Source organism: Streptomyces sp. NPDC058650 (assembly GCF_042717315.1).
GTDB lineage: Bacteria > Actinomycetota > Actinomycetes > Streptomycetales > Streptomycetaceae > Streptomyces.
Map to the genome: position 1 here is coordinate 16,030 of NZ_JBHXRL010000014.1, position 24,023 is coordinate 40,052.

Consider the following 24,023-nt stretch of genomic DNA (forward strand, 5'->3'; position numbering starts at 1 on the left):
AGGCCGACGTCGAGAAGGCCGACGGCAAGAAGGCCCCGAAGAGCGAGCAGACCCGCACGCTCATCCTCGAAACCGCGCTCCGGCTGTTCAAGGAGCGCGGTTACGACAAGACGACGATGCGGGCCATCGCCCAGGAGGCCGGGGTCTCCGTCGGCAACGCGTACTACTACTTCTCGTCCAAGGAGCACCTCGTCCAGGGCTTCTACGACCGGATCGCCCAGGAGCACCAGGCCGCGGTCGAGTCCATCCTGAACGGCCCCGAGAAGGACCTCACGGCCCGGATCCGGGGCGTCTACCTCGGCTGGCTCGACATCGCCGAGCCGTACCACGAGTTCGCCGCGCAGTTCTTCAAGAACGCCGCCGACCCGGACAGCCCGCTCAGCCCGTTCTCACCGGAGTCGGAGGGCCCGCGCGAGGCGGCGATCGAGGTCCACCGGCGGGTCATCCGCGGCGCTTCGGTGAAGGTCGACCCGGAACTCGCCGAGGCGCTCCCGCAGTTGCTGTGGCTCCAGCAGATGGGACTCGTGCTGTTCTGGGTGTACGACCGCTCGGAGGGCGCCGCGAACAGCCGGCGGCTCGTCGAGCGGCTCGCGCCGGTCACGGCCCGCGCGATCTCCCTCTCCCGGTTCCGGATCCTCCGACCGCTCGTCAAGGAGACGCACGAGCTGCTCTCCGACTTCATGCCGACGGCGGCCGGGATGGCGGCCTCGGGCAAGCCCAAGCGGGCCACCCCGAAGCCGCCGGCCGAGGAGGGCTAGATCCAGTCGAGCTCCCAGAGGCGCCAGATGCCGGTGCCGTCCGTGAGGTACTGGGAGCCGCCCACGGCCTCCGTGGCGAGGACGTAGTCCTTCTTCTGCCACAGCGGGACGAGCGGGACGTCGTCGGCGACCTCGGTCTGGATCGCCCGGAAGTCCCCGGTCGCCCGGGAGCGGTCGCTGAACTGCTGCGTCGAGACGACCAGGGAGTCGATCCGCTTGCTGGAGAAGCCGTTGTGCAGGGTGTTCTCCGTGCCGACGAGGGGCGCGGTGAAGCTGTCGGAGTCGGGGAAGTCGGGCAGCCAGCCGACGGTGTACGCGTCGTAGGTGCCCCGCGCGTACGCCTTCTGGAAGCTCTTCCAGTCGGCCTCGACGACCTTCACCTCGAAGAGGCCGGTCTCCTCCAGCTGCCGCTTGATCTCCGCGGTCTCGGCGGCGTAGGTGGCGTCCGCGCGGAAGCCGAAGGTGAACTTCACCGGCGTCTCCACCCCGGCGTCCTTCAGGAGCTTCTTCGCCTTCTTCGCGCTCGGCGCGGGGTTGGTGTCGTAGAACGCCGTGCTGTGCCCCACGAAGCCCTGCGGGATGAGCGAGTACAGCGGCTCGACGGTGCCCTTGTAGGCGCCGGTGGTGATCTCCGGGCGGTCGATGACTGCGGCGACGGCCTGACGCACGGCCTTGTCCGCCATCGGCGAGCCGGGCCGGACGTTGAAGTTGAGGTTGCGGATCTCCGCGCTCTCGGCCTCGGTGAGCCGGGTCCCGCCCTCGGTCCCCAGGGTCGCGAGGAACTCCGGCGGCAACTGCCGGTGCGTGACGTCGACCTGCTGCGACCTCCACGCGCCGGCGAGGTCCTCGGACTTGCCGAAGTACTTCACGAGAACCTCGCCGCCGGCCTTGGTGATGGCGCCCTTGTACGCGGGGTTGGGCTCCAGGAGCGCGGACTCGCCCGGCTTGTACTCCTTGAGGACGTACGGGCCGGAGCCGTCGACGGCCGACCCGGTGCGCAGCTTGTCGGCCGGGTACTGGTCCTTGTCGACGATCGAGCCGGCGCCCGTGGCCACCTTCAGCGGGAAGGTGGCGTCCCGGCCGCTGAGGTTGAAGGTGACGTTGCGGCCGTCGGCCACGACGTTCTTCAGCGTCGGGAAGAGCGGCTGCGGACCGACGTCCGTCTTGATGCGCAGCATCCGCTCGAAGGAGTACTTGACGTCCTCGGCCGTCACCTTGCGCCCGTTGGCGAAGGAGAGGTCGTCGCGGAGCGTGCACCGGTACGTGGTGAGCTTGGCCCCCACGAACTTGCAGCTCTCGGCGGCGTCCGGCACCGGGGTCGTGAACCCCGGCTTGAACGTCAGCAGCGACTGGAAGACGTTGCTGTACATGGCCCACGAACCGGCGTCATAGGCGCCGGCCGGGTCGAGTGAAGTGACTTCGTCGGTCGTGCCGACGCTGATCGGATCCGACCGGAGGTCGTCGGAGGGCAGGAGTTGCCAGCCCCCGACTCCGGCCGCCACCAGTACTCCACAAGTGATGAGGATCCGCAGACGGACCGTCGACCGCATTGCCGTGCTTCCTTTTTTCGTACCACCCCAGGCACGACGCCCCCCGAAAACGCCGCATTACCGTCAGCCAATCACACGACTTTCACAAGTGGAAGGAAAAACTTTCACACAGCAGGTATATGTCCGGGATATGAGACTTTAAGCCGATGAGCAGCACGTATCACTCCCGGAGCAGGGAGTGACCCCTCTGCTCCGCCGCCCGATTACGCCTGCTTCGAGGCGAGTTCGACGAGGGTGATGTCGGAGGGGGCCCCGACCCGCACCGGGGGTCCCCAGGCGCCCGCGCCCCGCGAGACGTACAGCTGGGTGTCGCCGTACCGTTCGAGCCCCGCAACCGTCGGGTTGGCCAGTTCGGCGAGGTAGTTGCCCGGCCAGAGCTGACCGCCGTGGGTGTGACCGGAGAGCTGGAGGTCCACACCGTGGCGTACGGCGTCGTGGATGACGACCGGCTGGTGGGCGAGGAGCACGGCGGCGCGGGCCCGGTCGCGGTCACCGAGGGCGCGGCCGAAGTCGGGCCCCTGGCCCTCGCTCTCCCCCGCGATGTCGTCGACGCCGGCGAGGTCGAAGCCGGCCGCGATCTCCACGCGCTCGTTGCGCAGCGGGCGCAGGCCGAGCTCGCGTACGTGGTCGACCCAGGCGTCGGCGCCCGAGAAGTACTCGTGGTTGCCCGTCACGAAGAAGGAGCCGTGGCGGGCGCGGAGCCGGGCGAGCGGCTCGGCGGCGGACCCGAGGTTCTCGACGGTGCCGTCGACGAGGTCGCCGACGATCGCGATCAGATCGGGCTGGGTGGAGTTGATCGCGTCCACGATCCGCCGGCTGTGGGCACGGCCCAGGATCGGCCCGAGGTGGATGTCGGACACGACGGCGATCCGGTAGCCGTGCGCGGCGCGCGGCACCTTGGCGAGCGGGACGGTGACGCGCTTGACCCGGGGCCCGCGCAGCACGCCGTACGTGCCGTACCCGACGGTCCCGAGGGCGACGGCCGCGGCGGAACCACCGACGACGCGCGAGACGAAGAGACGCCGGGAGACGTCGGCCGGGGCCTTGGGCGCCGAGGGGGCCGCAGGAGTGTCGGCCGGGGCGTCGGCCGGGGCCGTGGGCGCCTTCACGTCGGAGGCGGACGCGGACGCCGTCTCGGGTACGGACACGGGCGCCGTCTCGGGTACGGACACGGGCTCGGGTACGGGCACGGGCTCGGGAGCCGGAGCAGGCGCGGGCTCGGGAGCCGTCACCGCCGGAGCGGCCGGGGCTACGCGGCGGGCGAGCAGGCGGCGCAGGACGGGCCGCACGGCCTCACCGACGACCAGGGCCAGGGTCACGTACAGCAGCAGGGCGAGCCACAGGAACCCCGGCCAGGCGACGACCTGCTGGAACCAGAAGGGCGCACCGGCGCGCGAGGAGGTCAGCGCCGCGATCGAGAGCAACGGCAGCGCGACGACGGCGACCGTACCGAGCCGGCGCGCCAGGCCCCCCGGCACCGTCACATCACGCACGAGGCGCCGCCACACGTACCAGTGGACCCCGCCGAGCACCGCGAGGACCACGACCAGAACCAACAGAAAGGCGAGCACGCCCCGAACCCCCTCTTTCTCTCTCGCCGACTAGGAGCTGTGACCGGTGTCGCGACGCGCGGCACGCACTCCACGCAACCCGAGCACACCGATCACCGTCCCCAAGACAAAGGACGTGACGGCGAGCAGCAGGTGAACCCAGAAATAGGCCGTCGGGTCGCCCGCGTCGTCGAAGGCGAGGCCGCTCCCGTCGTTCCAGAGGTTCCTGACGAAAGTGACCCAGATGAACCAGCTCCACACCCCGAACGCGAGCAGGAACCAGGAGACGCGACGGCTGAGCTTCATGGCCCCAGTATCACCGTCCGCCTCCCCGGCCCCGCGTCCGGGTGGACGAGCGTGGGCGAACCGCCAGGCGGGGTTCGGATCCCTGTTCCGTACCTGTACGTTCTCGACCGTGTCTGCTTCGAAGAAGACCGCTTGGGCGGTCGCCGCTGCCGTAATCCTGCCGCTCGTCATCGCCGCGCCCGCGGCCCACGCGGACGAGGGGAAGGACGCGAAGGACAAGCAGCCCAAACCGCCCGCCGCCATGTCCGCGGTCGGCGGCGCGCTGCTCGGCAAGCCCGGTACGCAGGTCCAGCTGGGCCCCGGTGCCCCCGTGCTGCCGAAGGACCTGTCCGCCCGGTCCTGGATCGTCGCGGACGCGGAGAACGGCGAGGTCCTCGCCGCGCACAACGCGCACTGGCGGCTCGCCCCGGCGTCCACGCTCAAGATGCTCTTCGCGGACACCGTGCTGCCGAAGCTCGGCAAGACGCAGAACCATCTGGTCACCAACCAGGACCTGGCGGGGCTCGGCTCCGGCTCCAGTCTGGTCGGCATCAAGGAGAAGCAGACCTACAGCGTCCGCGACCTGTGGCTCGGGGTCTTCCTCCGCTCCGGCAACGACGCCGTCCACGTCCTGTCGGTCATGAACGGCGGCATCCCGAAGACCGTGAAGGACATGAACGCCCGCGCGGCCGAGCTCCAGGCGCTCGACACCTACGTGGTCTCCCCGGACGGTTACGACGCCCCGCGCCAGGTCTCGTCCGCGTACGACCTCACGCTCATCGCCCGCAGCGGCATGCAGAACGAGGACTTCCGCGAGTACGCCGCCACTCCCCGCGCCGCCTTCCCCGGCGAGCTGAAGCCGGGCAAGAAGCGCGAGACCTTCGAGATCCAGAACACCAACCGGCTGCTGACCGGTGACTTCGGCGTCGCCCCGTACCAGGGAATCGCGGGGGTGAAGAACGGCAGCACCACGCACGCGGGATCCACCTTCACGGGGGTCGCGGAGCGGGGCGGGAAGGTGCTGCTCGTCACCGTGATGAACCCGTCCTCGAAGGAGCAGCACGCGGTCTACAAGGAGACCGCCCGGCTGCTCGACTGGGGCTTCGCCGCGGCCGGGAAGGTGACCCCGGTGGGCGAGCTGGTGCCGCCCACGTCGGCCCGTACGGGCACGGGGACGGGCACGGGGGCGGATACGGGGACGGGTACGGATACGGGCTCGGGATCGGGTACGGGGAGTTCGGACGGCGGTTCGGCGCCCGCGCCCGGCGAGAACGCTCCGGACACGTCGTCAGCCGCCGCCTCCGAGGAGAAGTCCGGCGGGGTCGGGATCGCGCTGAGCGTGGCGGGCGGGGCGCTCGTCCTGCTCGCCGGCGCCGTCTTCCTCGTCAACCGTCGCTGGCCGCTGTCCGGTTCGGGGTCGCGTCGTCGTCGCTCGCGGGCTCCGCTGGATCCGGACGTGAACCCGTAGCCGTCCAGGCCGCGCAGAACAGCAGCAGTTTCGCGGTGAAGTTGATCCACAGCATCAGGGCGATCGGCGTGCCGAACGCCCCGTACATCGACTTCCCCGCGACCTCCTTCATGTAGCCGCCGAGCAGCAGCTTGAGCAGCTCGAAGCCGACGGCGCCGATGAGCGCCGCGACCACGAGCCGGCGGCGGGGCGGATGGACGCCGGGCAGCAGCGTCAGGACGTAGAGCAGCATCAGGAAGTCGGCGACGACGGCGACGAGGACGGCGGCCGCCTGGAGCAGGTAGCCGCCTGCCCCGTCGCCGGAGATGCCGACCCGGTCGGCGCTCCAGCCGACGGCGGTGGAGCCGAGCCAGGACGCGGCGAGCGAGCAGACCGCGACGCCGCCGAGGCCGAGGAGCACGAGCGCGTCCTTGCCCTTGCGCGCGATCGGGTTGCCCTCGTCGGTGTCGTCGAGGCCCCACACGGCGCGCAGGCACTCCCGCATGGCGCCGATCCAGCTGATGCCGGTGACGAGCAGAAGGGCGCCGGCGATGAGGCCGACGGTGCCGGCGTTGGCGACGAGCCCGTCGATGTCGAGCTGGTCGGAGATGCCGGGTACCTGGTCGGCGACCTTCTCCTCGATCTTGTCGAGCTGTTCCGTGGAGAGGAGCGCGGCGCCGATCGCGGCGGCGACCGTGATCAGGGGGAAGAGGGCGAGGAAGGAGAGGAAGGTGATCGCGGCGGCGAGCCGGGTCCAGTGGACCTCGTCGAGGGTCTCGTACGAGCGCCAGGCGTGGGTCCGCATGAGGCGGGTGGCCACGGGGCCGATGACGGGGAGTTTGGTCAGCCAGTCCATGTCGTACGCGTACCCCTCGATCCGTTGGTCCTACAGATGGCCGGAGTACGAGAATCCCCCGGCAGAGCACGCGGGACGGTGAACGACATCCCGGAGGCAATGGCGGCATAAGCGACAGACACGGCTATACGGTCACCCTGATGGCTGTCGAGACCCACCGCCCTCTGAGGAGTACCCCACCATGAAGGACGCCTTCGGCACCCCGCAGTCCCTGCTCGTCCTCGGCGGCACCTCCACGATCGGGCTCGCCACCGCGCGCCGGATGATCGCCCGCGGCGTCCGCACGGTCTGGCTCGCCGGCCGCCCCTCCCCCGCGCTCACCGCCGCCGCGGACTCGCTCCGCGCGCTCGGCACGGACGTGCGCACCGTCCCCTTCGACGCGCTCGACACCGAGTCGCACGAGGAGCGGCTCGGCAAGATCTTCACGGAGGGGCCCATCGACGTCGTGCTGCTCGCCTTCGGGGTCCTCGGCGACCAGGCGCACGACGAGGCCGACCCCGTCGCCGCCGTGCGCGTCGCGCAGACCAACTACACGGGCGCCGTCTCGGCCGGTCTGGTGTGCGCGGGCGCGCCCAGGCGCAGGGGCACGGCTCGCTGGTGGTGCTCTCCTCGGTGGCGGGCGAGCGGGCCCGGCGCGGTGACTTCCTCTACGGCTCGTCGAAGGCGGGGCTCGACGTGTTCGCGCAGGGCCTCGGGGACGCGCTGTACGGCACGGGCGTGCACGTCATGGTCGTCCGGCCCGGGTCGGTGCGGTCGAGTGCGGCGGCCGGGCGCGCGAGGACGCGGCGCTCGGCGACCCCGGAGGCGGTCGCGACCGCGATCGAGCTGGGGCTGCGGCGCCGCTCGGAGACGGTGTGGGTGCCGGGGACGCTGCGGATGGTGATGGCGGCGGTACGGCACGTGCCGAGGCCGCTGTTCCGCCTCCTGCCCGTGTGAGAACCGGGAGGGCGAAGGCGCAGGGAAGGCGAAGGCGCGCCTGGGAGGGGTCGGCCGGCCGGGCTCAGCCGGCGGGGGTGACCGTCGGCGTGTCGACCGGGCTGCCGCCCTGGCTCGGGACGGCCGAGATCGGCCGGCCGCTGCCGAACTCGTAGTCGTACAGCTTCCGCCACACGCCGTCCGGGCCCTGCTCGTACAGCGCGAACGAGCGGCACGTCCAGGCCGCCTCGTATCCGGCGAGCTCCTCGAACGCCCGGTCCATCCCCTCTTCGGAGATGGCGTGCGCCACGGTGACGTGCGGGTGGTACGGGAACTGGAGCTCGCGCGCGAGCGGTCCCGCCTCGTCCCGGATCTGGTGCTGGAGCCGGTTGCAGAGGGGGACGCCCTCCTTGAGCTTCACGAAGACGACCGGGGACAGCGGACGGAAGGTCCCGGTGCCCTTCAGGCGGACGGGGAACGGCTCGTACTCGGCGGCGACCCCGGCGAGGTGCGCCTCGATCTCCGGGAGCCGCTCCTCCGCGACCTCGGTCGGCGGGACGAGGGTGACGTGCGTGGGGATGCCGTGCGCGGCGGGATCGCCGAAGCCCGCGCGCCGCTCCTGGAGCAGGCTGCCGTAGGGCTCCGGGACCGCGATCGAAACGCCGAGCGTTACGGTCCCCACGTCGTTCTCCTCCGTCGTCCGTCGAGTCGTGTGGCTGTGTCTGTGGCTGTCCCTGTGGTGGTGGTGCAGCCGCCAGTGTGCGTCCTGCACCACCCTCGTGGCCAGGGTCCTAGGACTCAGTGCTTGGCGGGCAGGAAGCCCATCCGGTCGTAGGTCTGCGCCAGCGTCTCGGCGGCGACCGCGCGGGCCTTCTCCGCGCCCTTGGCCAGGACCGAGTCCAGCGTCTCCGGGTCGTCCAGGTATTCCTGGGTGCGGGCCCGGAACGGCGTGACGAAGTCCACCATCACCTCGGCCAGGTCCGTCTTCAGCGCGCCGTACATCTTGCCCTCGTAGCTCTTCTCCAGGTCGGCGACGCTCGTCCCGGAGAGGGTGGACAGGATGGTGAGGAGGTTGGAGACGCCCGCCTTGTTCTCCGGGTCGAAGCGGATCACGGTGTCCGTGTCGGTGACCGCGCTCTTGACCTTCTTCGCGGTGACCTTCGGCTCGTCCAGGAGGTTGATCAGGCCCTTCGGCGTGGACGCCGACTTGCTCATCTTGATCGTCGGGTCCTGGAGGTCGTAGATCTTCCCGGTCTCCTTGACGATGTACGGCTTGGGGACGGTGAAGGTGTCGCCGAAGCGGCCGTTGAAGCGCTCCGCGAGGTCGCGCGTCAGCTCGATGTGCTGGCGCTGGTCCTCGCCGACCGGGACCTCGTTGGCCTGGTAGAGCAGGATGTCCGCGACCTGGAGGATCGGGTACGTGAAGAGGCCGACGGTGGCGCGGTCGGTGCCCTGCTTCGCCGACTTGTCCTTGAACTGCGTCATGCGGGAGGCCTCGCCGAAGCCGGTGAGGCAGTTCATGACCCAGCCGAGCTGCGCGTGCTCGGGGACGTGGCTCTGGACGAACAACGTGCAGCGGTCCGGGTCGAGGCCGGCGGCGAGCAGCTGCGCGGCGGCGAGGCGGGTGTTCGCCCGCAGCTCGGCGGGGTCCTGCGGAACCGTGATGGCGTGCAGGTCGACGACCATGTAGAAGGCGTCGTGGGACTCCTGCAGTGCGACGTACTGGCGGACCGCACCGAGGTAGTTGCCGAGGTGGAACGAGCCCGCCGTGGGCTGGATTCCGGAGAGCGCGCGAGGACGATCAGAGGCCATGCACATCATTCTCTCAGGTGTGGGAACCGATCCCCGACTGCCGGTGTATCAAAGGTGTGAGGACGCGGGAGGGGGGCCTGGTCGACGACGAGGCCGTGGTGATCGCACGGGTGCGCGCCGGAGAGCCGGAGGCGTACGCGGAGCTGGTCCGCGCGCACACGGCGGTGGCGCTGAGGGCGGCCGTGGCGTGCGGCGCGGGGCCGGAGGCCGAGGACGTGGTGCAGCAGGCGTTCTTCAAGGCGTACCGGTCGCTGGGGCGTTTCAGGGAGGGCGCGGCGTTCCGTCCGTGGCTGCTGCGGATCGTCGTCAATGAGACCAGGAACACAGTGCGCTCGGCGGGTCGGCAGCGGGCCGTCGCGGACCGGGAGGCGGACCTGCTCGGTGGCGAGCCGCGGATACCGGAGTCGGCGGACCCGGCGGTCGCCGCGGAGGAGCGGGAGCGGAGCCGGCGGCTCCTCGACGCCCTGGACGGACTCGCCGAGGACCACCGGCAGGTGGTGATCCACCGCTATCTGCTGGAGCTGGACGAGGCGGAGACGGCCGAGGCGCTGGGCTGGCCGAGGGGGACGGTGAAGTCCCGGCTGAGCCGGGCGCTGAAGAAGCTGGGACCGGTGCTGGAGGGACTCGTGCGGGAGGGAGGTGAGGAGCGTGGCTGAGGAGCGGCTGCCGGAGCAGCGGCTTCCGCAGGAGCGGCTGCCGGAGGAGTTGCGGGAGCTGGGGCGGCGGCTTCGGGTGCCCGACGTGGACGGTGAGTCCATGGCGGAGCGGGTGCTCGCGCAGCTCCTCGCCGAGCACGTACCGACGCCCGCGCCGGAGCCTCTGCCGGTGTGGCGCCGGTGGGGGGCATCGGTGCGGAGGTGGGCTCGCGGGCGGTGGCGGGCGCTGGTGGCGGGCCTGACCGGGGTACTGATCGTGCTCGTGCTCACTCCGCCGGTGCGGGCCGCGGTGGCGGACTGGTTCGGCTTCGGCGGTGTCTCCGTGCGGTACTCCGACGATCCCGCCGGGGGCCGTGTCCCGGGCGGTGGCGTGGTGCCGGGGTGTCCGGAGCCGGTGCCCCTGGCGGAGGCCGGGCGTCTGGCGGGCTTCGAGCCGCTGATACCGAAGGCGCTCGGCCCGCCGGACGCGGTCGCGGTGACGGGGTCGGCCGAGCGGGGCCGGGCGGTGATCAGCCTGTGCTGGCGGGACGGGGAGCGGACGGTCCGGCTGGACGAGTTCCCTGCCGGGCTGGACGTCGGCTTCGCCAAGGAGGTCACGACGCGGCCGGAGTGGGTGGACCTGCCGGACGGCGCGCAGGGCTACTGGTTCGCGGCGCCGCATCTGCTGACGGTCCCGATGACGGACGGGACGGGCCGGGTCTGGACCCATGAGGTCCGTATGGCGGGGCCCACGCTCCTCTGGACGCGGAGCGGGGGCGCGCTCACCTTCCGGCTGGAGGGCATACCGGACGCGGAGGAGGCGCGCCGGGCGGCGGAGTCGGTCGGCCGAGGGTGACCCCCCGGCGCGCGCTTCCGGAGCGGTGGGCGCGCCGTCGTCGAGGTTTCCGCTTCCGGCGGGCGAGCGACGATAAGAAGGGGGCCACAACCTCTGAGCTCCCGGGCCGCAGGACGAACGGAGACCCCGTGTCGAGGACGCAAGACGCGATCGCTTCCGCGGAGGCGCACAGCGCTCACAACTACCACCCCCTTCCGGTCGTCGTCGCCTCGGCGGACGGCGCCTGGCTGACCGATGTCGAGGGGCATCGCTATCTCGACATGCTCGCCGGCTACTCGGCGCTCAACTTCGGGCACGGCAACCGACGGCTGATCGATGCCGCGAAGGCGCAGCTGGAGCGGGTGACGCTGACCTCGCGCGCCTTCCACCACGACCGCTTCGCCGAGTTCTGTACGCAGCTCGCGACCTTGTGCGGCAAGGAGGCGGTGCTGCCGATGAACACGGGGGCGGAGGCGGTCGAGACGGCCGTGAAGACCGCCCGGAAGTGGGGGTACGAGGTGAAGGGCGTGCCGGACGGGCACGCGAAGATCGTGGTCGCGGGGAACAACTTCCACGGCCGGACGACGACGATCGTCAGCTTCTCCACGGACCACGAGGCGCGGGACCACTTCGGCCCGTACACGCCGGGGTTCGAGATCGTCCCGTACGGGGACCTGACGGCCCTGGAGGCGGCGGTCACCGAGAACACGGTGGCGGTGCTGCTCGAACCGATCCAGGGCGAGGCGGGGGTGCTGGTGCCGCCGGCCGGTTATCTGCCGGGCGTGCGGGAGCTGACGCGCCGGCGGAACGTGCTGTTCATGGCGGACGAGATCCAGACGGGTCTGGGCCGGACGGGGAAGACGTTCGCGTGCGAGCACGAGGGCGTGGTGCCGGACGTGTACATCCTGGGGAAGGCACTGGGCGGCGGTGTCGTGCCGGTGTCGGCGGTGGTCGCCGACCGGTCGGTGCTGGGGGTGTTCCGGCCGGGCGAGCACGGGTCGACCTTCGGCGGGAATCCGCTGGCCTGCGCGGTGGCGCTGGAGGTGATCGCGATGCTGCGGACGGGCGAGTTCCAGGAGCGGGCGGCGGAGCTGGGCGAGCACCTCCACGCCGAACTGGGGTTGCTCGTGGGCGGCGGGGCGGTCGAGGCGGTGCGCGGGCGCGGCCTCTGGGCGGGGGTGGACATCGCGCCGTCGCACGGCACGGGCCGGGAGATCTCGGAGAAGCTGATGGAGCGGGGGGTCCTGGTGAAGGACACACACGGGTCGACGATCCGGATCGCGCCGCCCCTGGTCATCTCGAAGGAGGATCTGGACTGGGGTCTCGAGCAGTTGAGGGGGGTGCTGTCGGACTGACGGGGTCCGTTTCGGTCGAGGGCGGAGAGGCGTCCGCACCGGTCTCGCGCGGGACAACTCGGGTCATTGACACGACAGTTGGTCTAGGCCAATGATGCCGCCATGCCGAGACTCCGTCTGCGTCACGCCGTGCGTGCCGCGCTCGCCGCCCTCGTCCCTCTCGCGCTCCTCGGCGCGTCCACGGGACCCGCGCACTCCGCCCCCAGGGCGGCCTGGCCCGAGCCCGTCCCGGTGGTCTCGCACGTCGAGACCACCGACCCGGTCGTCTTCATCACCATCGACGACGGCTGGTACCACGACCCCGCGGCGGCGAAGTTGCTGCTCGACCGCCGGGTGCCCGCCTCGCTCTTCCTGCTGCCGGGCGCCTACTCGTACGACTCCGGCTACTTCCACACCCTGCTGAACCAGGGCCGCTCCCGCGTCGAGAACCACACCGTCGACCACCCCGACCTGACCACGCTCGACGCCGCCGGCCAGCGGGCGGAGGTCTGCGGGGCCCGCGACCGGCACCTCGCCCGGTTCGGCGACGGCCCGCGGCTGCTGCGCCCGCCCTACGGCACGTACGACGCGACCACCCGGACCACCGCGCGCGCCTGCGGGGCGAAGGCCGTGGTGACGTGGACGTACGACCTCACCACCTGGGGGCAGTGGACCCCGCCGACGCCGACCCTCAAGGCCGGCGACATCATCCTGCTCCACTTCAACGAGACCCTGGAGCAGGACCTGACGCGGGCCCTGGACCTGGCCGAGGCGGCCGGCCTCAAGCCCGCGCCGCTCAGGGAGTACGTCCCGGAGTGACCGGCTCCCAGGGGTGTCCTGCCGATCAGCAGGACACCCCTAGAGGATCACGTGCGGGAGGAAGCGGGCGTACTCGTCGGTGACGAGGTCCGCCGACTCCCGGATCCCGAGCCCCGCCGCCTCGTTCTCGACGACCCACGCGCCGAGCACCACCTTGTTGCCGTCGAAGTCGGCCAGCGGGGCCAGCTCCTGGTAGCAGCAGGCCTCCCCGTCCCGCACGAAGGGCTCCGTACCGGCCTCGTGCAGGGTGACGCCCGCGCCCTCGCGGCCGAGCAGCGGCTTGGCGACCCACCCCGTGGTCGAGGCGAGCTCGCGCGGACCGTCGAGGTAGGCGGGGAGCAGGTTCGGGTGACCGGGGTTCAGCTCCCACAGGATCGCGAGCAGCGCCTTGTTGGAGAGGAGCATCTTCCAGGCGGGTTCGATCCAGCAGGTGGTGCCGGTCCCGCCGCCGTTGTCGAGGGTGTCCAGGACGTGCTTCCCGAAGCGGTCGGTGGTCAGCCACTCCCAGGGGTAGAGCTTGAAGCAGCTGCGGATGAACCGGAGCCGGTCGTCGACGAAGCGGCGCGAGAGCCGGTCCCAGCCGATCCGCTCGACGGAGAGCGCCTCCGTGTCGAGCCCGGCCTGTTGGGCGGTCTCGCGCAGGTACGCGACCGTCATCAGGTCCTCGCCGAGCTCGTCGCCGTCCGAGTGGACGAAGTGGACGGGGCCCGGCGGCAGCAGGTGCGCCTGGCGCTTCCAGGCGTCGACGAGCCGCTCGTGGAGCGAGTTCCACTGGTCGGCGCCGGGGAACCGCTCCTCCATCCAGAACCACTGCGGGCTGGCGGCCTCCACCAGCGAGGTGGGGGTGTCGGCGTTGTACTCCAGCATCTTGGCCGGGCCCGTACCGTCGTAGCGCAGGTCGAACCGCCCGTAGAGGGAGGGGAGTTCGTCGCGGCGCCGCCAGGCCTCGGCGACCAGGGAGGCGAGCTTCGGGTCGGTGATCCCGAGCTCGGCGAACCGGTCCCGCTCGACGATGTGCGCGGCGGCCGCCAGGCACATCGCGTGCAGCTCCTCGACGACCTCCTCCAGGGCCTCGACCTCGGGCAGCGTGAAGGAGTAGTACGCGCTCTCGTCCCAGTACGGACGCAGCGAGCCGTCCGGGTAGCGGGTCAGGGGGTAGACGACCCCCTGCTCCTCCACGATCGCCTGCCAGCCGGGCCGGGGCTCGATGGTGTGCCGCTTCATGTGCCGGGCCTTCCTCAGCCGCCGCCGGAGCCCGAGCAGCCGAAACCGCCGGTGTCGACGGCCGCCTTGCTGAAGCTGCCGCCGCTCACCTTGCCGCTCCGGACGGAGCCGCCGTAGTAGTACGAGCCCCGGGTCGTGGTGCCGTTGCTGTCGTCGTCGTCATCGCCGCCGCCGCTATCGCACCGGTAGCTGGGCAGCTCCTCCCGGGTCAGCGGGTCCACACACCGCTGGTCCGGCTCGGAGCCGCACGCGGTGATCGTCGCCGCGAGCACACCCATCCCACCGAGCACCACCGTGCTCGACCTCAGCCTCCGCATGTCCGTCGCCTCCCCTTCGCGGTCGCGGTCGTCGTGGCCACGACAGTCGCGACCGCACAGTGTAGGCCGGTGATTTCCGGCCTCAACCTCTAGAGTCGCTTCGTGCTTCTTGGGATGATTTGTGCGCTTGCTTCGGCCTTCTGCTTCGGCGCGGCCTCTGTCCTTCAGGCCATGGCGGCCCGGGCCTCGACGCCGGGGACGGGCGGAGGCGTCGACGTCGCCCTGATGTGGCGGGCGCTGCACCAGTGGCGCTACCTCGCCGGCCTGGGGCTGGACACCCTGGGCTTCGCCCTGCAGGTCGTGGCGCTGCGGACGCTGCCCATCTACGTGGTGGGCGCGGCGCTCGCCGCGAGTCTCGCGGTGACGGCGGTCATCGCCTCCCGGCTGCTGCGGGTGCGGCTGAGCCGGGTGGAGTGGACCGCCGTGGCCGTGGTGTGCCTGGGGCTCGCGATGCTGGCGATCGCCTCGGGGAAGGAGGGGCACCGGGATACCGCGGAGGCACTGCGGTGGGGGCTGCTCGCCGTCTCCTTCGGGGTGCTGCTGCTCGGTGTGGCGGCGGGGCGGCTGCCGGAGAAGCCCCGCGCCCTCGTCCTCGGCCTCGGGGCGGGCTTCGGCTTCGGGGTGGTGGAGGTGGCCGTCCGGCTGATCGACGGCGTCGACTTCGCCGACCCGGTCTGGTACGCGCTGCTCGTCGGCGGCGGGGCGGCGTTCCTGCTGCTCACCTCGGCGCTCCAGCGGGGCTCGGTGACCACGGCGACGGCGGGCGCGGTGCTCGGCGAGACGATCGGGCCCGCGGTGGTCGGCGTGGTCTGGCTCGGGGACCGTACGAGGGAGGGCATGGAGTGGCTCGCGATCCTCGGCTTCGCGGTGGCGGTGGCCGGCTCCCTGACCCTGGCCCGCTTCGGCGAACCGCCGGTGCCGGACGAGCCCGCCGAAGCGAAGACCCCGGAGGCGGAGGCGGATTCGAGCGCCGAGGCGACCCCGGCCCAGGCCCCGGCGCCCGAGCGGGGACACCACACGCCCTGACGGGGCAGGTCGGGGCGGCACGCGATGGGTCGGGGCGGGGCGGGGCGGCACGGGTCGGGGCGGGGCGGGGGTCGTTCAGGGCAGTACCCGGCACAGGGCCTGGAGCGCGCCCTGCCAGCCGCTGTCCGGGGGTGTGGCGTAGCCGACGACCAAGCCGTCCAGGGCCGGCTCCACGCCCGGGCGGCGGAACTGGTTGACCCCCTGCACGGCGAGGCCGTGCCAGGCGGCGGCCCGCAGGACGTCCTGCTCGGTGCCGGGCGGCAGGGCGAGGACCGCGTGGAGGCCGGCCGCGATCCCGCTGACCCGCGTCCGCGGCGAGTGCGCGGCCACCGCCTCCACCAACTGGTCCCGGCGCCGCCGGTAGCGCAGCCGCATGGCCCGTACGTGCCGGTCGTACGCCCCCGAGCCGAGGAACTCGGCGAACGCCAGCTGGTCCGGCGCGCTCGACGCCCAGTCCACGGCCCCCTTCGCGGCGACCACCTCGCCCACCAGCCCCTCCGGCACCACCATCCACGCCAGCCGCAGCCCGGGCGCCAGGGACTTGCTCGCGGTCCCCAGGTAGACGACCCGCTCGGGATCCAGGCCCTGGAGCGCGCCCACCGGCTGCCGGTCGTAGCGGAACTCGCCGTCGTAGTCGTCCTCCAGGACGAAGCCTCCCGAGGCGCGCGCCCAGTCGACGACGGCCGCCCGCCGGTCCGGCGGCAGGGCGCCGCCCAGCGGGAACTGGTGCGCCGCCGTCAGCAGGACGCCCCCGGCGCCCGTCAGCTCCTCGACGCGCGTACCGCGTGCGTCGAAGGGCAGGACCGGGGTCCCGAGTCCGGCCCGGACGAGGAGGTCGGCGTGGACGCCGAGCCCGTACGACTCGACCGCCACGTCCCGCACCCCCCGGCCGCGCAGCACCTCGCCGATCAGCATCAGCCCGTGGACGAACCCCGCGCAGATCACGATCCGTTCGGGCCTGGCGTGCACGCCCCGGGCGCGGGCGAGGTACTCGGCGAGCGCGGTGCGCAGTTCGATCCGGCCGCGCGGGTCGCCGTAGCCGAAGGCCTCGTTCGGGGCGGCGGTCAGCGCCCGCCGGTATGCCTTGAGCCAGTCGGCGCGCGGGAAGGAGGCGAGGTCGGGGGTGCCGGCCTTGAGGTTGTGCGCCGGGACGCCGAGCCGGGGCCGTACCGCCGTCGCGGGCGTGGCGGGGGCAGGGCGCGCGGCCCTGCGGGGCGCGGTCCGGCGGGCGACGCGCGTGCCCGAGCCCTGCCGGGCCGTCAGCCAGCCCTCGGCGACCAGCTCGGCGTAGGCGTCGGCGACGGTGTTGCGGGCCATGCCCAGGTCGGCGGCGAGCGACCGGGAGGACGGCAGCCGTGTGCCCGCCTCCAGGCGCCCGCTGCGGACCGCCTCCCGGAGCGCGTCCATGAGTCCGGCGCGCAGCTGCGGACCGCGCAGTTCCAGATGGAGGTCGGCGCCGAAAGTGGCCCACTCGTTTGCCATGGAAATGGACCATACTCCTGAGCCATCCGGCTCGTACGGTGAGAAGCATGACGACGACGGCAACCACCACGGCAGCAGACAAGAACGCGCACGAGCACCCGCCCCGCCTCGCCCTGGCCGAGCGGGTCCCCGAGTTCTACCGGGCGATGATCCGGCTGGAGACGGCGGCCGCGAAGGACGTCGACCCGACCCTCTACCACCTGATCAAGATCCGCGCCTCGCAGGTCAACCGCTGCGCGTTCTGCATCGACATGCACACCAAGGACGCGCTGGCGGAGGGCGAGACCGTCGAGCGGATCGTGCAGCTCTCCGCCTGGGAGGAGTCCCGGCACTTCTACACCGAGCGGGAGCTCGCGGCCCTCGCCCTGACCGAGGCCGTCACCGTCCTCACCGACGGCTTCGTCCCCGACGAGGTGTACGCGCGGGCCGCCGCGCACTTCGACGAGACCGAGCTCGCCCGGGTCATCGCCGCGATCGTCACGATCAACGCCTGGAACCGCATCGGCGTGACGACCAGGCTGACGCCCGGCCACTACACCCCCCGCAGCTCGTGAGCCGGGGCCCGAAGGCCGACGTCCTGCGCGCCCTGCACCGGGGCCGGGCGGCCGGCGATCCGCTGGTGCTGCCCGGCCCGTGGGACGCCGTGAGCGCCCGCGCCTTCGAGGAGGCCGGTTTCCCCGCGCTCGCGACGCCGAGCGCGGGGATCGCCGCCGCTCTCGGGTACGAGGACGGGGAGACGCCGGCGGCGGAGATGTTCGCCGCCGTGGCGCGGATCGCCCGCGCGGTCTCCGTACCCGTCACCGCCGACGTGGAGGGCGGCTACGGACTGCCGGCGGCCGAACTGGTGGAACGCGTACGGGAGTCCGGCGCGGTCGGGGTGAACCTGGAGGACGGCGACCCGGCCGGCGGGCTCAAGGACCCGGAGGCCCATGCCGCGTGGCTGGCGGAGGTACGGGCGGCCGCGGGCCCCGGGCTCTTCGTCAACGCACGCGTGGACGTGTACATCCGGCGGACGGGCGACGGGACGGCGGTGCGGGACGCCGCGGTGTCCCGTGCCCGGCTCTACGCCGAGGCGGGCGCGGACTGCGTCTACCCGATCGCGGCCCCGCCCGCCGACCTCCCGGCCCTGCGCGCCGCGCTCGGCGACCTCCCCCTCAACGCCCTGTCCGTACCCGGCGGCCTGTCCTTCGCCGAGCTCGGCCTGCTGGGCGCGACCCGCGTCACCTTCGGCGACGGCCTGCTCCTGCGCGCCACGGCCGGCCTCACGGCCCTGGCGGCGAGGCTCCGGAGCGGTGCCGTGCCCTCGCCCTGAGCACGGCACCGTCGGGCTGAGCACGGCACCGTCGGGCCGGGCACGGCACCGTCGGGCCGGGAGCGGCACCGTCGGACGAGCACGGCAGCGTCGCCGTCAGTACGCGCCCGGGCGGAAGAACTCCAGCGCCGCGCGCAGGACCTCGCGCTGCTTCGGCCAGTCGGTCTCCGGGCCCGCGGCGAGGATGGCGTAGTGGTTGCCGTCCGCCGCCGTGAAGGCGCGGTCGACGACCTGGCGGCGGCCGCCCTCGCGGTCGTACGCGTACACCAGCTCGGCGGAGTCGGCCGGGGCGTCCGGTTCGCCGGTGACCCGGTCGAGGCTGATCTCCACGTAGCCCGGTTTGTTGGCCTTGCCGTCGTCGGAGGCACGGCGCAGGGCCTCGTACGGCGTCATGCCTGGCTCGGTGATGACGAGGATCTGGAGGAGGCTCTTCCCGTCCGGCGCGTTGTAGAAGACGCCCTCCTGGCCGGACTCGGAGCGGTTCCAGCCTTCGGGGACGGCGATCGTGAAGCCCTTGAGGTCCTTCTGCACCGTGTAGGTGGGCGGGGGGACGTCGTCGGTGGCAGAGGTGGGGGCGGAGTCGGAGGGCGTGGGCGAGTCCGACGGCGAGTCGGTCTCGTACGGCGTCTCCGTGTCCGTCGGGTAGTCCGACGGCGTCGTCTCCAGCGGGGCCGAGACCGAGGCCGCCGGGCCGCCGGCCCCCGGGGAGTTCCCATCCTCGCCCTTGCCCCAGAGCAGCCACGTGCCCACCGAACCCGCCGCCAGGACGGCGACGGCCACCCCCGCCGCGACCGCGCCGCGCGCACGCGGCCGCCCGCCCGCCGCACCGGCGGCCGGGCCCGGCGCGGTGAGGTACTGCCACTCCCCCGTCTCCGGTACGTACTCCGGGGCGTACGAGGGCGGGGGAGGCGGCGGGGGTACGACGGGACCGGGAACGGGAACGGGAGCCGGACCAGGATCGGGATCGGGATCGGGGCCGACGACGGGACCGGGAGCAGGCGTCGGCGACGGGCCGGGCGCCGGACCGCCCCCGACCGTCTCCCAGCTCTGCGTCTCGTCGTTCCAGCGGGCGCTCATCTCACCCTCCGAGCAGGGCGCCGACGGCCTGCCCGACGGCCACGCCCGAGGCGAGGATCCCGCTCACCGCGCCGGCGTCCACGAGCGCCTGACGCAGCCGGGTCAGGCGGCCCGTACCGGCCTGCCCGGTGCCCTCGATCTCGTCCTCGGCGTCGGAGAGTTCCTCGTCCAGGGCGGCCGTCTGCTCGGAGGCGACGACCCCGCCGAGGTCGGCCCGGAGCCTGCGGATGGCCTGGAGGAGCTCCTCCTGCGCCGGATCGCGGGCCGGCTGCGTTCCGTTCACCGTGCTGGTGACGGTGTTGTTGTCGCCGATGGTGACGTTCCCGCCGGTGTTGGTGACGTGGATGCCGCCGCGGGCCCTGTCGTTGCCGCTGTCGTTGCCGGTGTCAGCCACGGTCGCCTCCGGTCGTCGAGGTGGTGAAGGTCTTGTTGGTGACGTTGTTGTGATTGCCGAGGGTGACGTTGCCCTTGGTGTTCTCGATGAACGTGCCGCCCTCGGCGACGTGGATGATCTTCTGCTCGAACTCGGCGGTCTCGTAACCGGCTTCGCGCAGCGCGACGGTCACACCGTTCGCGACCCGGTCCTGAATGCTCTTCAGGTAGCGGCTGACGTCCATCTCCTGGAAGAGGGAGGCCTGGTCGTCGGAGCCGTGCTCGCGGACCGAGATCCAGGGCCCCTCGGGCAGCGCGTTCGCGTGGCCCGCCGTGAGCAGCCGCCAGCCGTGGCCGAGCGCCCGCCAGAGGGTGACGACGGCCTGCCCGCCGGAGCGCGGGATCCGGCCGAGCGCCCAGACGGCCTTCCCGAAGTGGTGGTTGTGCCGGTAGCGGTGGGCGATCCGGTCGGCGTCCCGGTAGAGCCGCTTCACCGGCCGCAGGACGTGCGGGGCGACCTCCAGCATCAGCATGCCGCCCTGCGTGTGGACGCGGACGAAGACGGTGGCGACGATCTCCTCGCCCCAGCCGCCGACCCGGATCCGGAGGAAGTGGCGGCGGGTCTCGCCGCCCTCCTCGACGGCGCCCGAGCGGTGCAGCTCGAAGCCCTCCGGGGTGTACGGGGCGGCGGTACGGGCCGGCAGTCCGTCGACGGGCAGGAAGACGACCTCGTCGATCTCCAGCTCGCGCAGCCGGTCGCGTACGGCGGCCTGGATCTGCGGCGAACCGTGCGGCGAGGGCACGCGGAGCGCCTCCACGAGCGGGACGACGTGCCGCATGATCGCGCTGTTGTCGAGCGGCTCGGGCGCCTTGCCGTCGAGGTTCTTGCGGGGGCGCAGTTCGATGGAGAGCGACCAGGGCTCGTACGGGGCTCCGGCGCCGCAGAACGGGTCGTCGGAGCCGTACAGGACGAGGCGCGCGTGCTGCTCGACGCGGATCCGGTCGCGCAGGCGGCGGGAGCGGACGCCTTCGGCCTGCTCGGCCGGGTCGGAACGGAGGTCGGGGAAGCGCTCCTTGGAGAGCTCCTGGGTGAGGGCGCGGGCGAACTGGCCGTGCTGGGTCGCCACCGCCCAGGCCACGAGCAGCGGCACGGCGATGGTGATCCACACCTCCAGCGGGCCGATGCCGAACATCCCCTCGGCGGCGAGGCCGAGCGCGAACCCGAGGAACTCGCCCGCTTCGGAGACGTCGCCGAGGAACTCCCAGCCGGCCTCGTCGTCGCCGAAGGCGAGGAAGAGCAGGAGCAGGGCCGACTGGACGAACGTGATCCGGCCGTACCAGCGCAGGACGAAGGCGGGGACGGTGCGGTAGAGGGGCGCGACGGCGGACCGGCCGCGGACCCAGCGGGCGAGGCCGAGCACCAGGAACGGCGCGATCAGGAGCGTGATGAGGCCCTTGGTGAGCGGGAGCGCGATGATCCACAGGGCGAGGATGCCGGCGGCCCAGGCGAGTTCGACGCGGCGGGCGCGCAGCGCGTGCGCGAGGACGCGGCTCGCGTCGAAGCCGAGGGAGGGTGCGGCGAAGCGCTCCTCGTGGACGTACAGCTGGTCGATGACGGTGTCCCGGAAGCCGTCGTCGAGGTAGGTGCCGGCGCAGAGCAGGCGGGTCGACTCGCTCGCGGAGGGTAAGCGGCGCGGATCGACGGCGGGCGGCGTGCCGGGCGGCGTATCCGGCGGCGTGGGTGGCTGACCAGGTGGTTGACCGGGTGGCTGACCAGGCTGCTGGGGTACGAACGATTGCGCCAAGACTCCCCCGGTGCTGCGGAACTGTCCGTATGGGTGGCCCACTTGGGCGGGACCGGTGGGACAGCATAGGGGAGGCGGGGGCTCCGTGTCGGCGCGAAAAGCGGCGCGGAAGACGGCGCGGAAGACGGCGCGGAAGACGGCGCGGAAGACGGCGCGGAAGACGGTGCGGAAGACGGTGCGGAAGACGGTGCGGAAGACGGTGCGAAAAGACCGGCGCGGAAAGACCGGCGCGGAAAAACGGCGCCCCCGGGCCGTACGGTCGGTCGTACGGTCCGGGGGCGCCGGGTATGCGGGGTGCCGTCAGGCGGTCAGGCCTTCGGACGGTTCAGGGCTTCAGGCCCTCGGGTCGCGGCTCAGAGGAGGCCGAGCTCGCGGACCGCGTCGCGCTCCTCCGACAGCTCCTGCACGGAGGCGTCGATGCGGGTGCGGGAGAACTCGTTGATGTCCAGGCCCTGGACGATCTCGTACGTGCCGTCGGTGCAGGTGACGGGGAAGGAGGAGATGAGGCCCTCCGGGACGCCGTACGAACCGTCCGACGGGATGCCCATGGAGGTCCAGTCGCCCGCGGCGGTGCCGTTGACCCACGTGTGGACGTGGTCGATGGCGGCGTTCGCGGCGGAGGCGGCGGAGGACGCGCCACGGGCCTCGATGATCGCGGCGCCGCGCTTGGCGACGGTCGGGATGAAGGTGTCGGCCAGCCACGCCTCGTCGGCGACGACCTCGGCGGCGTTCTTGCCGGCGATCTCCGCGTGGAAGATGTCCGGGTACTGGGTCGCCGAGTGGTTGCCCCAGATGGTGAGGCGCTTGATGTCCTCGACGGAGGCGCCGGTCTTCGCCGCGAGCTGCGAGAGCGCGCGGTTGTGGTCCAGGCGGGTCATCGCGGTGAAGCGCTCGGCCGGCACGTCCGGGGCGGCGGCCTGGGCGATCAGGGCATTGGTGTTGGCCGGGTTGCCGACGACGAGGACCTTGATGTCGTCCGCGGCGTGGTCGTTGATGGCCTTGCCCTGCGGCTTGAAGATGCCGCCGTTGGCGGCGAGCAGGTCACCGCGCTCCATGCCCTTGGTACGCGGGCGGGCGCCGACGAGCAGCGCGACGTTGGCACCCTCGAAGCCCTTGTTCGGGTCGTCGAAGATGTCGATGCCCTTGAGCAGCGGGAACGCGCAGTCGTCGAGCTCCATGGCGGTGCCCTCGGCGGCCTTCACGCCCTGCGGGATCTCGAGGAGGCGCAGCTTGACCGGCACGTCCGCGCCGAGCAGGTGGCCCGAGGCGATGCGGAAGAGCAGCGCGTAGCCGATCTGGCCGGCCGCGCCGGTGACGGTGACATTCACGGGAGTGCGGGTCATGGCGATCTCCGTAAGACAGCTGGCGGTGGGGGTCCCTGCCCCGGGTTCCGGACGTCCCTTCTGATCGACGATCGACGATCGATCAGTGCGATCGATCGGTGTCTCGACGTGAAGAGATTTCCAGCGGTCAGGCTATCGGACCCACGGGCCCCCGGACCCCCACCCCGTTGTGGTCCGGCTCACTGCCACCCGTCCGAGGCCGTGGAGGTCCGTCAGTTCGTGGTGTGGGCCGGGTCGGTTCGCGATGCGGGCCTCGTCCCGTCGGTTCGCGGTGCGGGCCTCGTGCCGTCAGTTCGCGGTGCAGGCCTCGCTCCCGTCCGCGAGCGTGGCGCAGGCCGTCGCGTCCGTACCGGCGGTGACCGCGAGCATCGGGGTGTACGCGTCGGTGTCGGCGCCCGTGCTCACCTCGGCGCGCCGGGTGGCTCCGGCGACCTTCACCGTGACGGTGTCCCCCGGTACGGCTCCGGTGATCCGGGCCCAGGCCGCCGCACAGGTCTCGCTGTGCCGGACCTCGACCTGGGCGGTGCCGACGCGGGTGACGGCGACGGTGGTGGCGAGGGGGCCGCCGCAGCCCATGGCCTCCGGGTCGCGGCCCGTACAGCCGGGACCCGCGCACCGCACCCCGGCGGGGAGGCTGACGCTGGGCGCGGCCGTCGGGGCGGTCGGCGCGGGCGGGGTCGCGGCCCGGTCGTCCGTGCCGTCGTCCGTACCGCCCAGGTCGACGAGGAGGAGGGCGGCGGTGACGACGAGCAGGGCGCCGAGGATCCCGGCGGCGTAGAGGAGGGGCGTCCGGCGGGGACGGGGTCGGGGCGGGGACGGGGAGGCCGATGCGGGGGCGGACGCGGAGGCGGGGGCGGAGGCAGCGGCGGAGGCGGGGGCCTGCCCGAGGTGCCGGATCTGCATGGTCCGGTCGTCGTCGGGGCCGTCGTCAGGGCCGCCTCCGTCACCCGGGTCGCCGACACCGGCGAGGGCGTCGGGGCGGCCGTTCCGCGACCACCCCCGTTCGGCGCGTTCCCATTCCGCCGCGAGGTCGCCGGGATCGGTTCCGGTCACTTCGGCGAGCGCCGCGACGGCGTTCCTGGGGACGGGCCGCAACGCGCCCAGATACGCGTCCCACGTGCTCCGGTCGTGTCCGGTGCGCTCGGCCACGGCGGTGACACCGAGGCCGCTGCGGTCGACCAGCCGACGGAGCCGCTCGGCGAACGCACGGACGTCCGGGTCGAGTTCGTCCGACAGCGCCTTCCAGCCAGGCATGTACGCCCCCCTTGT

The 24,023-nt window shown here is 72.5% G+C and carries 23 protein-coding genes and 1 pseudogene; 10 read left to right on the forward strand and 14 right to left on the reverse strand.

All coding sequences use genetic code 11. The features are described from left to right. Positions 1-62: 62 nt before the first annotated feature. Positions 63-758 (forward strand): TetR family transcriptional regulator, encoded by a 696-nt coding sequence (locus ACFWWU_RS23785; protein ID WP_384147974.1) that lies wholly within the window; start codon positions 63-65, stop codon positions 756-758. Here the strand turns inward: ACFWWU_RS23785 and ACFWWU_RS23790 are convergent. The 3 genes from ACFWWU_RS23790 to ACFWWU_RS23800 form a co-directional block, all read right to left on the reverse strand. Continuing rightward, entirely contained in the window at positions 755-2,308 is a 1,554-nt protein-coding gene (locus ACFWWU_RS23790; protein WP_384147841.1) for an ABC transporter substrate-binding protein, read from the reverse strand. The two genes, ACFWWU_RS23785 and ACFWWU_RS23790, sit on opposite strands and share 4 nt — an antisense overlap. 203 nt (positions 2,309-2,511) lie before the next feature. After that, positions 2,512-3,879, reverse strand: coding sequence for a metallophosphoesterase (locus ACFWWU_RS23795; protein ID WP_384147842.1), 1,368 nt, complete (start codon positions 3,877-3,879; stop codon positions 2,512-2,514). Between the two features lie 30 nt (positions 3,880-3,909). Beyond that, a complete protein-coding gene (locus tag ACFWWU_RS23800; protein WP_384147843.1) occupies positions 3,910-4,164 on the reverse strand; it encodes an SCO4848 family membrane protein in 255 nt (84 codons plus the stop codon). 109 nt (positions 4,165-4,273) lie between these two features. On the opposite strand from ACFWWU_RS23800, the gene ACFWWU_RS23805 reads away from it, so the two are divergent. Beyond that, positions 4,274-5,611 carry a D-alanyl-D-alanine carboxypeptidase family protein gene (locus ACFWWU_RS23805; RefSeq protein ID WP_384147844.1) on the forward strand — a complete coding sequence of 446 codons (1,338 nt, stop codon included), beginning with the start codon at positions 4,274-4,276 and terminating at the stop codon, positions 5,609-5,611. Here ACFWWU_RS23805 and ACFWWU_RS23810 read toward each other — a convergent pair. Next, positions 5,529-6,446, reverse strand: a complete 918-nt coding sequence (locus ACFWWU_RS23810) for a YihY/virulence factor BrkB family protein (protein ID WP_384147845.1) — start codon at positions 6,444-6,446, stop codon at positions 5,529-5,531. The two genes, ACFWWU_RS23805 and ACFWWU_RS23810, sit on opposite strands and share 83 nt — an antisense overlap. Positions 6,447-6,627: 181 nt before the next feature. On the opposite strand from ACFWWU_RS23810, the pseudogene ACFWWU_RS23815 reads away from it, so the two are divergent. Then, positions 6,628-7,382: pseudogene (locus ACFWWU_RS23815) on the forward strand (SDR family NAD(P)-dependent oxidoreductase). A 64-nt stretch (positions 7,383-7,446) separates the two neighbouring features. Here the strand turns inward: ACFWWU_RS23815 and ACFWWU_RS23820 are convergent. Then, positions 7,447-8,043, reverse strand: coding sequence for a 2'-5' RNA ligase family protein (locus ACFWWU_RS23820; protein WP_384147846.1), 597 nt, complete (start codon positions 8,041-8,043; stop codon positions 7,447-7,449). Between the two features lie 116 nt (positions 8,044-8,159). Further along, complete coding sequence (gene trpS, locus ACFWWU_RS23825; protein WP_384147847.1) at positions 8,160-9,173, reverse strand: tryptophan--tRNA ligase; 1,014 nt, start codon at positions 9,171-9,173, stop codon at positions 8,160-8,162. Between the two features lie 56 nt (positions 9,174-9,229). Between trpS and ACFWWU_RS23830 the strand changes: the two genes are divergently transcribed. The 4 genes from ACFWWU_RS23830 to ACFWWU_RS23845 all read left to right on the forward strand — a co-directional run bounded on the left by ACFWWU_RS23830 (position 9,230) and on the right by ACFWWU_RS23845 (position 12,796). Next, positions 9,230-9,829 carry an RNA polymerase sigma factor gene (locus tag ACFWWU_RS23830; protein WP_384147848.1) on the forward strand — a complete coding sequence of 200 codons (600 nt, stop codon included), beginning with the start codon at positions 9,230-9,232 and terminating at the stop codon, positions 9,827-9,829. Then, a complete protein-coding gene (locus ACFWWU_RS23835; RefSeq protein WP_384147849.1) occupies positions 9,822-10,664 on the forward strand; it encodes a hypothetical protein in 843 nt (280 codons plus the stop codon). Before ACFWWU_RS23830 ends, ACFWWU_RS23835 begins: the two co-directional genes overlap by 8 nt. A 128-nt stretch (positions 10,665-10,792) precedes the next feature. After that, positions 10,793-11,998, forward strand: coding sequence for an ornithine--oxo-acid transaminase (rocD, locus tag ACFWWU_RS23840; RefSeq protein WP_384147850.1), 1,206 nt, complete (start codon positions 10,793-10,795; stop codon positions 11,996-11,998). 102 nt (positions 11,999-12,100) lie between these two features. After that, complete coding sequence (locus tag ACFWWU_RS23845) at positions 12,101-12,796, forward strand: polysaccharide deacetylase family protein (protein WP_384147851.1); 696 nt, start codon at positions 12,101-12,103, stop codon at positions 12,794-12,796. Between the two features lie 39 nt (positions 12,797-12,835). Here the strand turns inward: ACFWWU_RS23845 and ACFWWU_RS23850 are convergent, their stop codons facing one another. Together ACFWWU_RS23850 and ACFWWU_RS23855 are read right to left on the reverse strand one after the other, a co-directional pair. Then, the gene (locus ACFWWU_RS23850; RefSeq protein ID WP_384147852.1) at positions 12,836-14,020 is read right to left on the reverse strand and encodes a glutathionylspermidine synthase family protein; all 1,185 of its coding nucleotides are present in this window, start codon (positions 14,018-14,020) and stop codon (positions 12,836-12,838) included. Between the two features lie 14 nt (positions 14,021-14,034). Continuing rightward, positions 14,035-14,337, reverse strand: a complete 303-nt coding sequence (locus tag ACFWWU_RS23855) for a hypothetical protein (protein WP_384147853.1) — start codon at positions 14,335-14,337, stop codon at positions 14,035-14,037. 114 nt (positions 14,338-14,451) lie between these two features. Here ACFWWU_RS23855 and ACFWWU_RS23860 point away from each other — a divergent pair, with 114 nt between their 5' ends. After that, positions 14,452-15,363 carry a hypothetical protein gene (locus ACFWWU_RS23860; protein WP_384147854.1) on the forward strand — a complete coding sequence of 304 codons (912 nt, stop codon included), beginning with the start codon at positions 14,452-14,454 and terminating at the stop codon, positions 15,361-15,363. Positions 15,364-15,438: 75 nt separating this feature from the next. On the opposite strand, the gene ACFWWU_RS23865 is transcribed toward ACFWWU_RS23860, so the two are convergent. After that, positions 15,439-16,845 carry a PLP-dependent aminotransferase family protein gene (locus ACFWWU_RS23865; protein ID WP_384147855.1) on the reverse strand — a complete coding sequence of 469 codons (1,407 nt, stop codon included), beginning with the start codon at positions 16,843-16,845 and terminating at the stop codon, positions 15,439-15,441. Positions 16,846-16,892: 47 nt separating this feature from the next. Between ACFWWU_RS23865 and ACFWWU_RS23870 the strand changes: the two genes are divergently transcribed. Continuing rightward, positions 16,893-17,399: a carboxymuconolactone decarboxylase family protein gene (locus tag ACFWWU_RS23870; protein ID WP_384147856.1), complete on the forward strand. Its 507-nt coding sequence runs from the start codon at positions 16,893-16,895 to the stop codon at positions 17,397-17,399. Further along, the gene (locus ACFWWU_RS23875; RefSeq protein ID WP_384147857.1) at positions 17,396-18,157 is read left to right on the forward strand and encodes an isocitrate lyase/phosphoenolpyruvate mutase family protein; all 762 of its coding nucleotides are present in this window, start codon (positions 17,396-17,398) and stop codon (positions 18,155-18,157) included. Before ACFWWU_RS23870 ends, ACFWWU_RS23875 begins: the two co-directional genes overlap by 4 nt. Positions 18,158-18,253: 96 nt before the next feature. Here the strand turns inward: ACFWWU_RS23875 and ACFWWU_RS23880 are convergent, their stop codons facing one another. From ACFWWU_RS23880 to ACFWWU_RS23900, 5 genes are all read right to left on the reverse strand, one after another. Then, on the reverse strand, positions 18,254-19,234 hold the full coding sequence (locus ACFWWU_RS23880) for a serine/arginine repetitive matrix protein 2 (protein WP_384147858.1): 981 nt from the start codon (positions 19,232-19,234) through the stop codon (positions 18,254-18,256). 1 nt (position 19,235) lies between these two features. Continuing rightward, entirely contained in the window at positions 19,236-19,628 is a 393-nt protein-coding gene (locus ACFWWU_RS23885; protein WP_384147859.1) for a hypothetical protein, read from the reverse strand. Beyond that, positions 19,621-21,411 carry a hypothetical protein gene (locus ACFWWU_RS23890; RefSeq protein ID WP_384147860.1) on the reverse strand — a complete coding sequence of 597 codons (1,791 nt, stop codon included), beginning with the start codon at positions 21,409-21,411 and terminating at the stop codon, positions 19,621-19,623. Before ACFWWU_RS23890 ends, ACFWWU_RS23885 begins: the two co-directional genes overlap by 8 nt. A gap of 353 nt (positions 21,412-21,764) precedes the next feature. Continuing rightward, positions 21,765-22,754 carry a malate dehydrogenase gene (locus tag ACFWWU_RS23895; protein ID WP_384147861.1) on the reverse strand — a complete coding sequence of 330 codons (990 nt, stop codon included), beginning with the start codon at positions 22,752-22,754 and terminating at the stop codon, positions 21,765-21,767. A 288-nt stretch (positions 22,755-23,042) separates the two neighbouring features. Continuing rightward, on the reverse strand, positions 23,043-24,008 hold the full coding sequence (locus ACFWWU_RS23900; protein WP_384147862.1) for a DUF2690 domain-containing protein: 966 nt from the start codon (positions 24,006-24,008) through the stop codon (positions 23,043-23,045). Between the last annotated feature and the right edge of the window lie 15 nt (positions 24,009-24,023).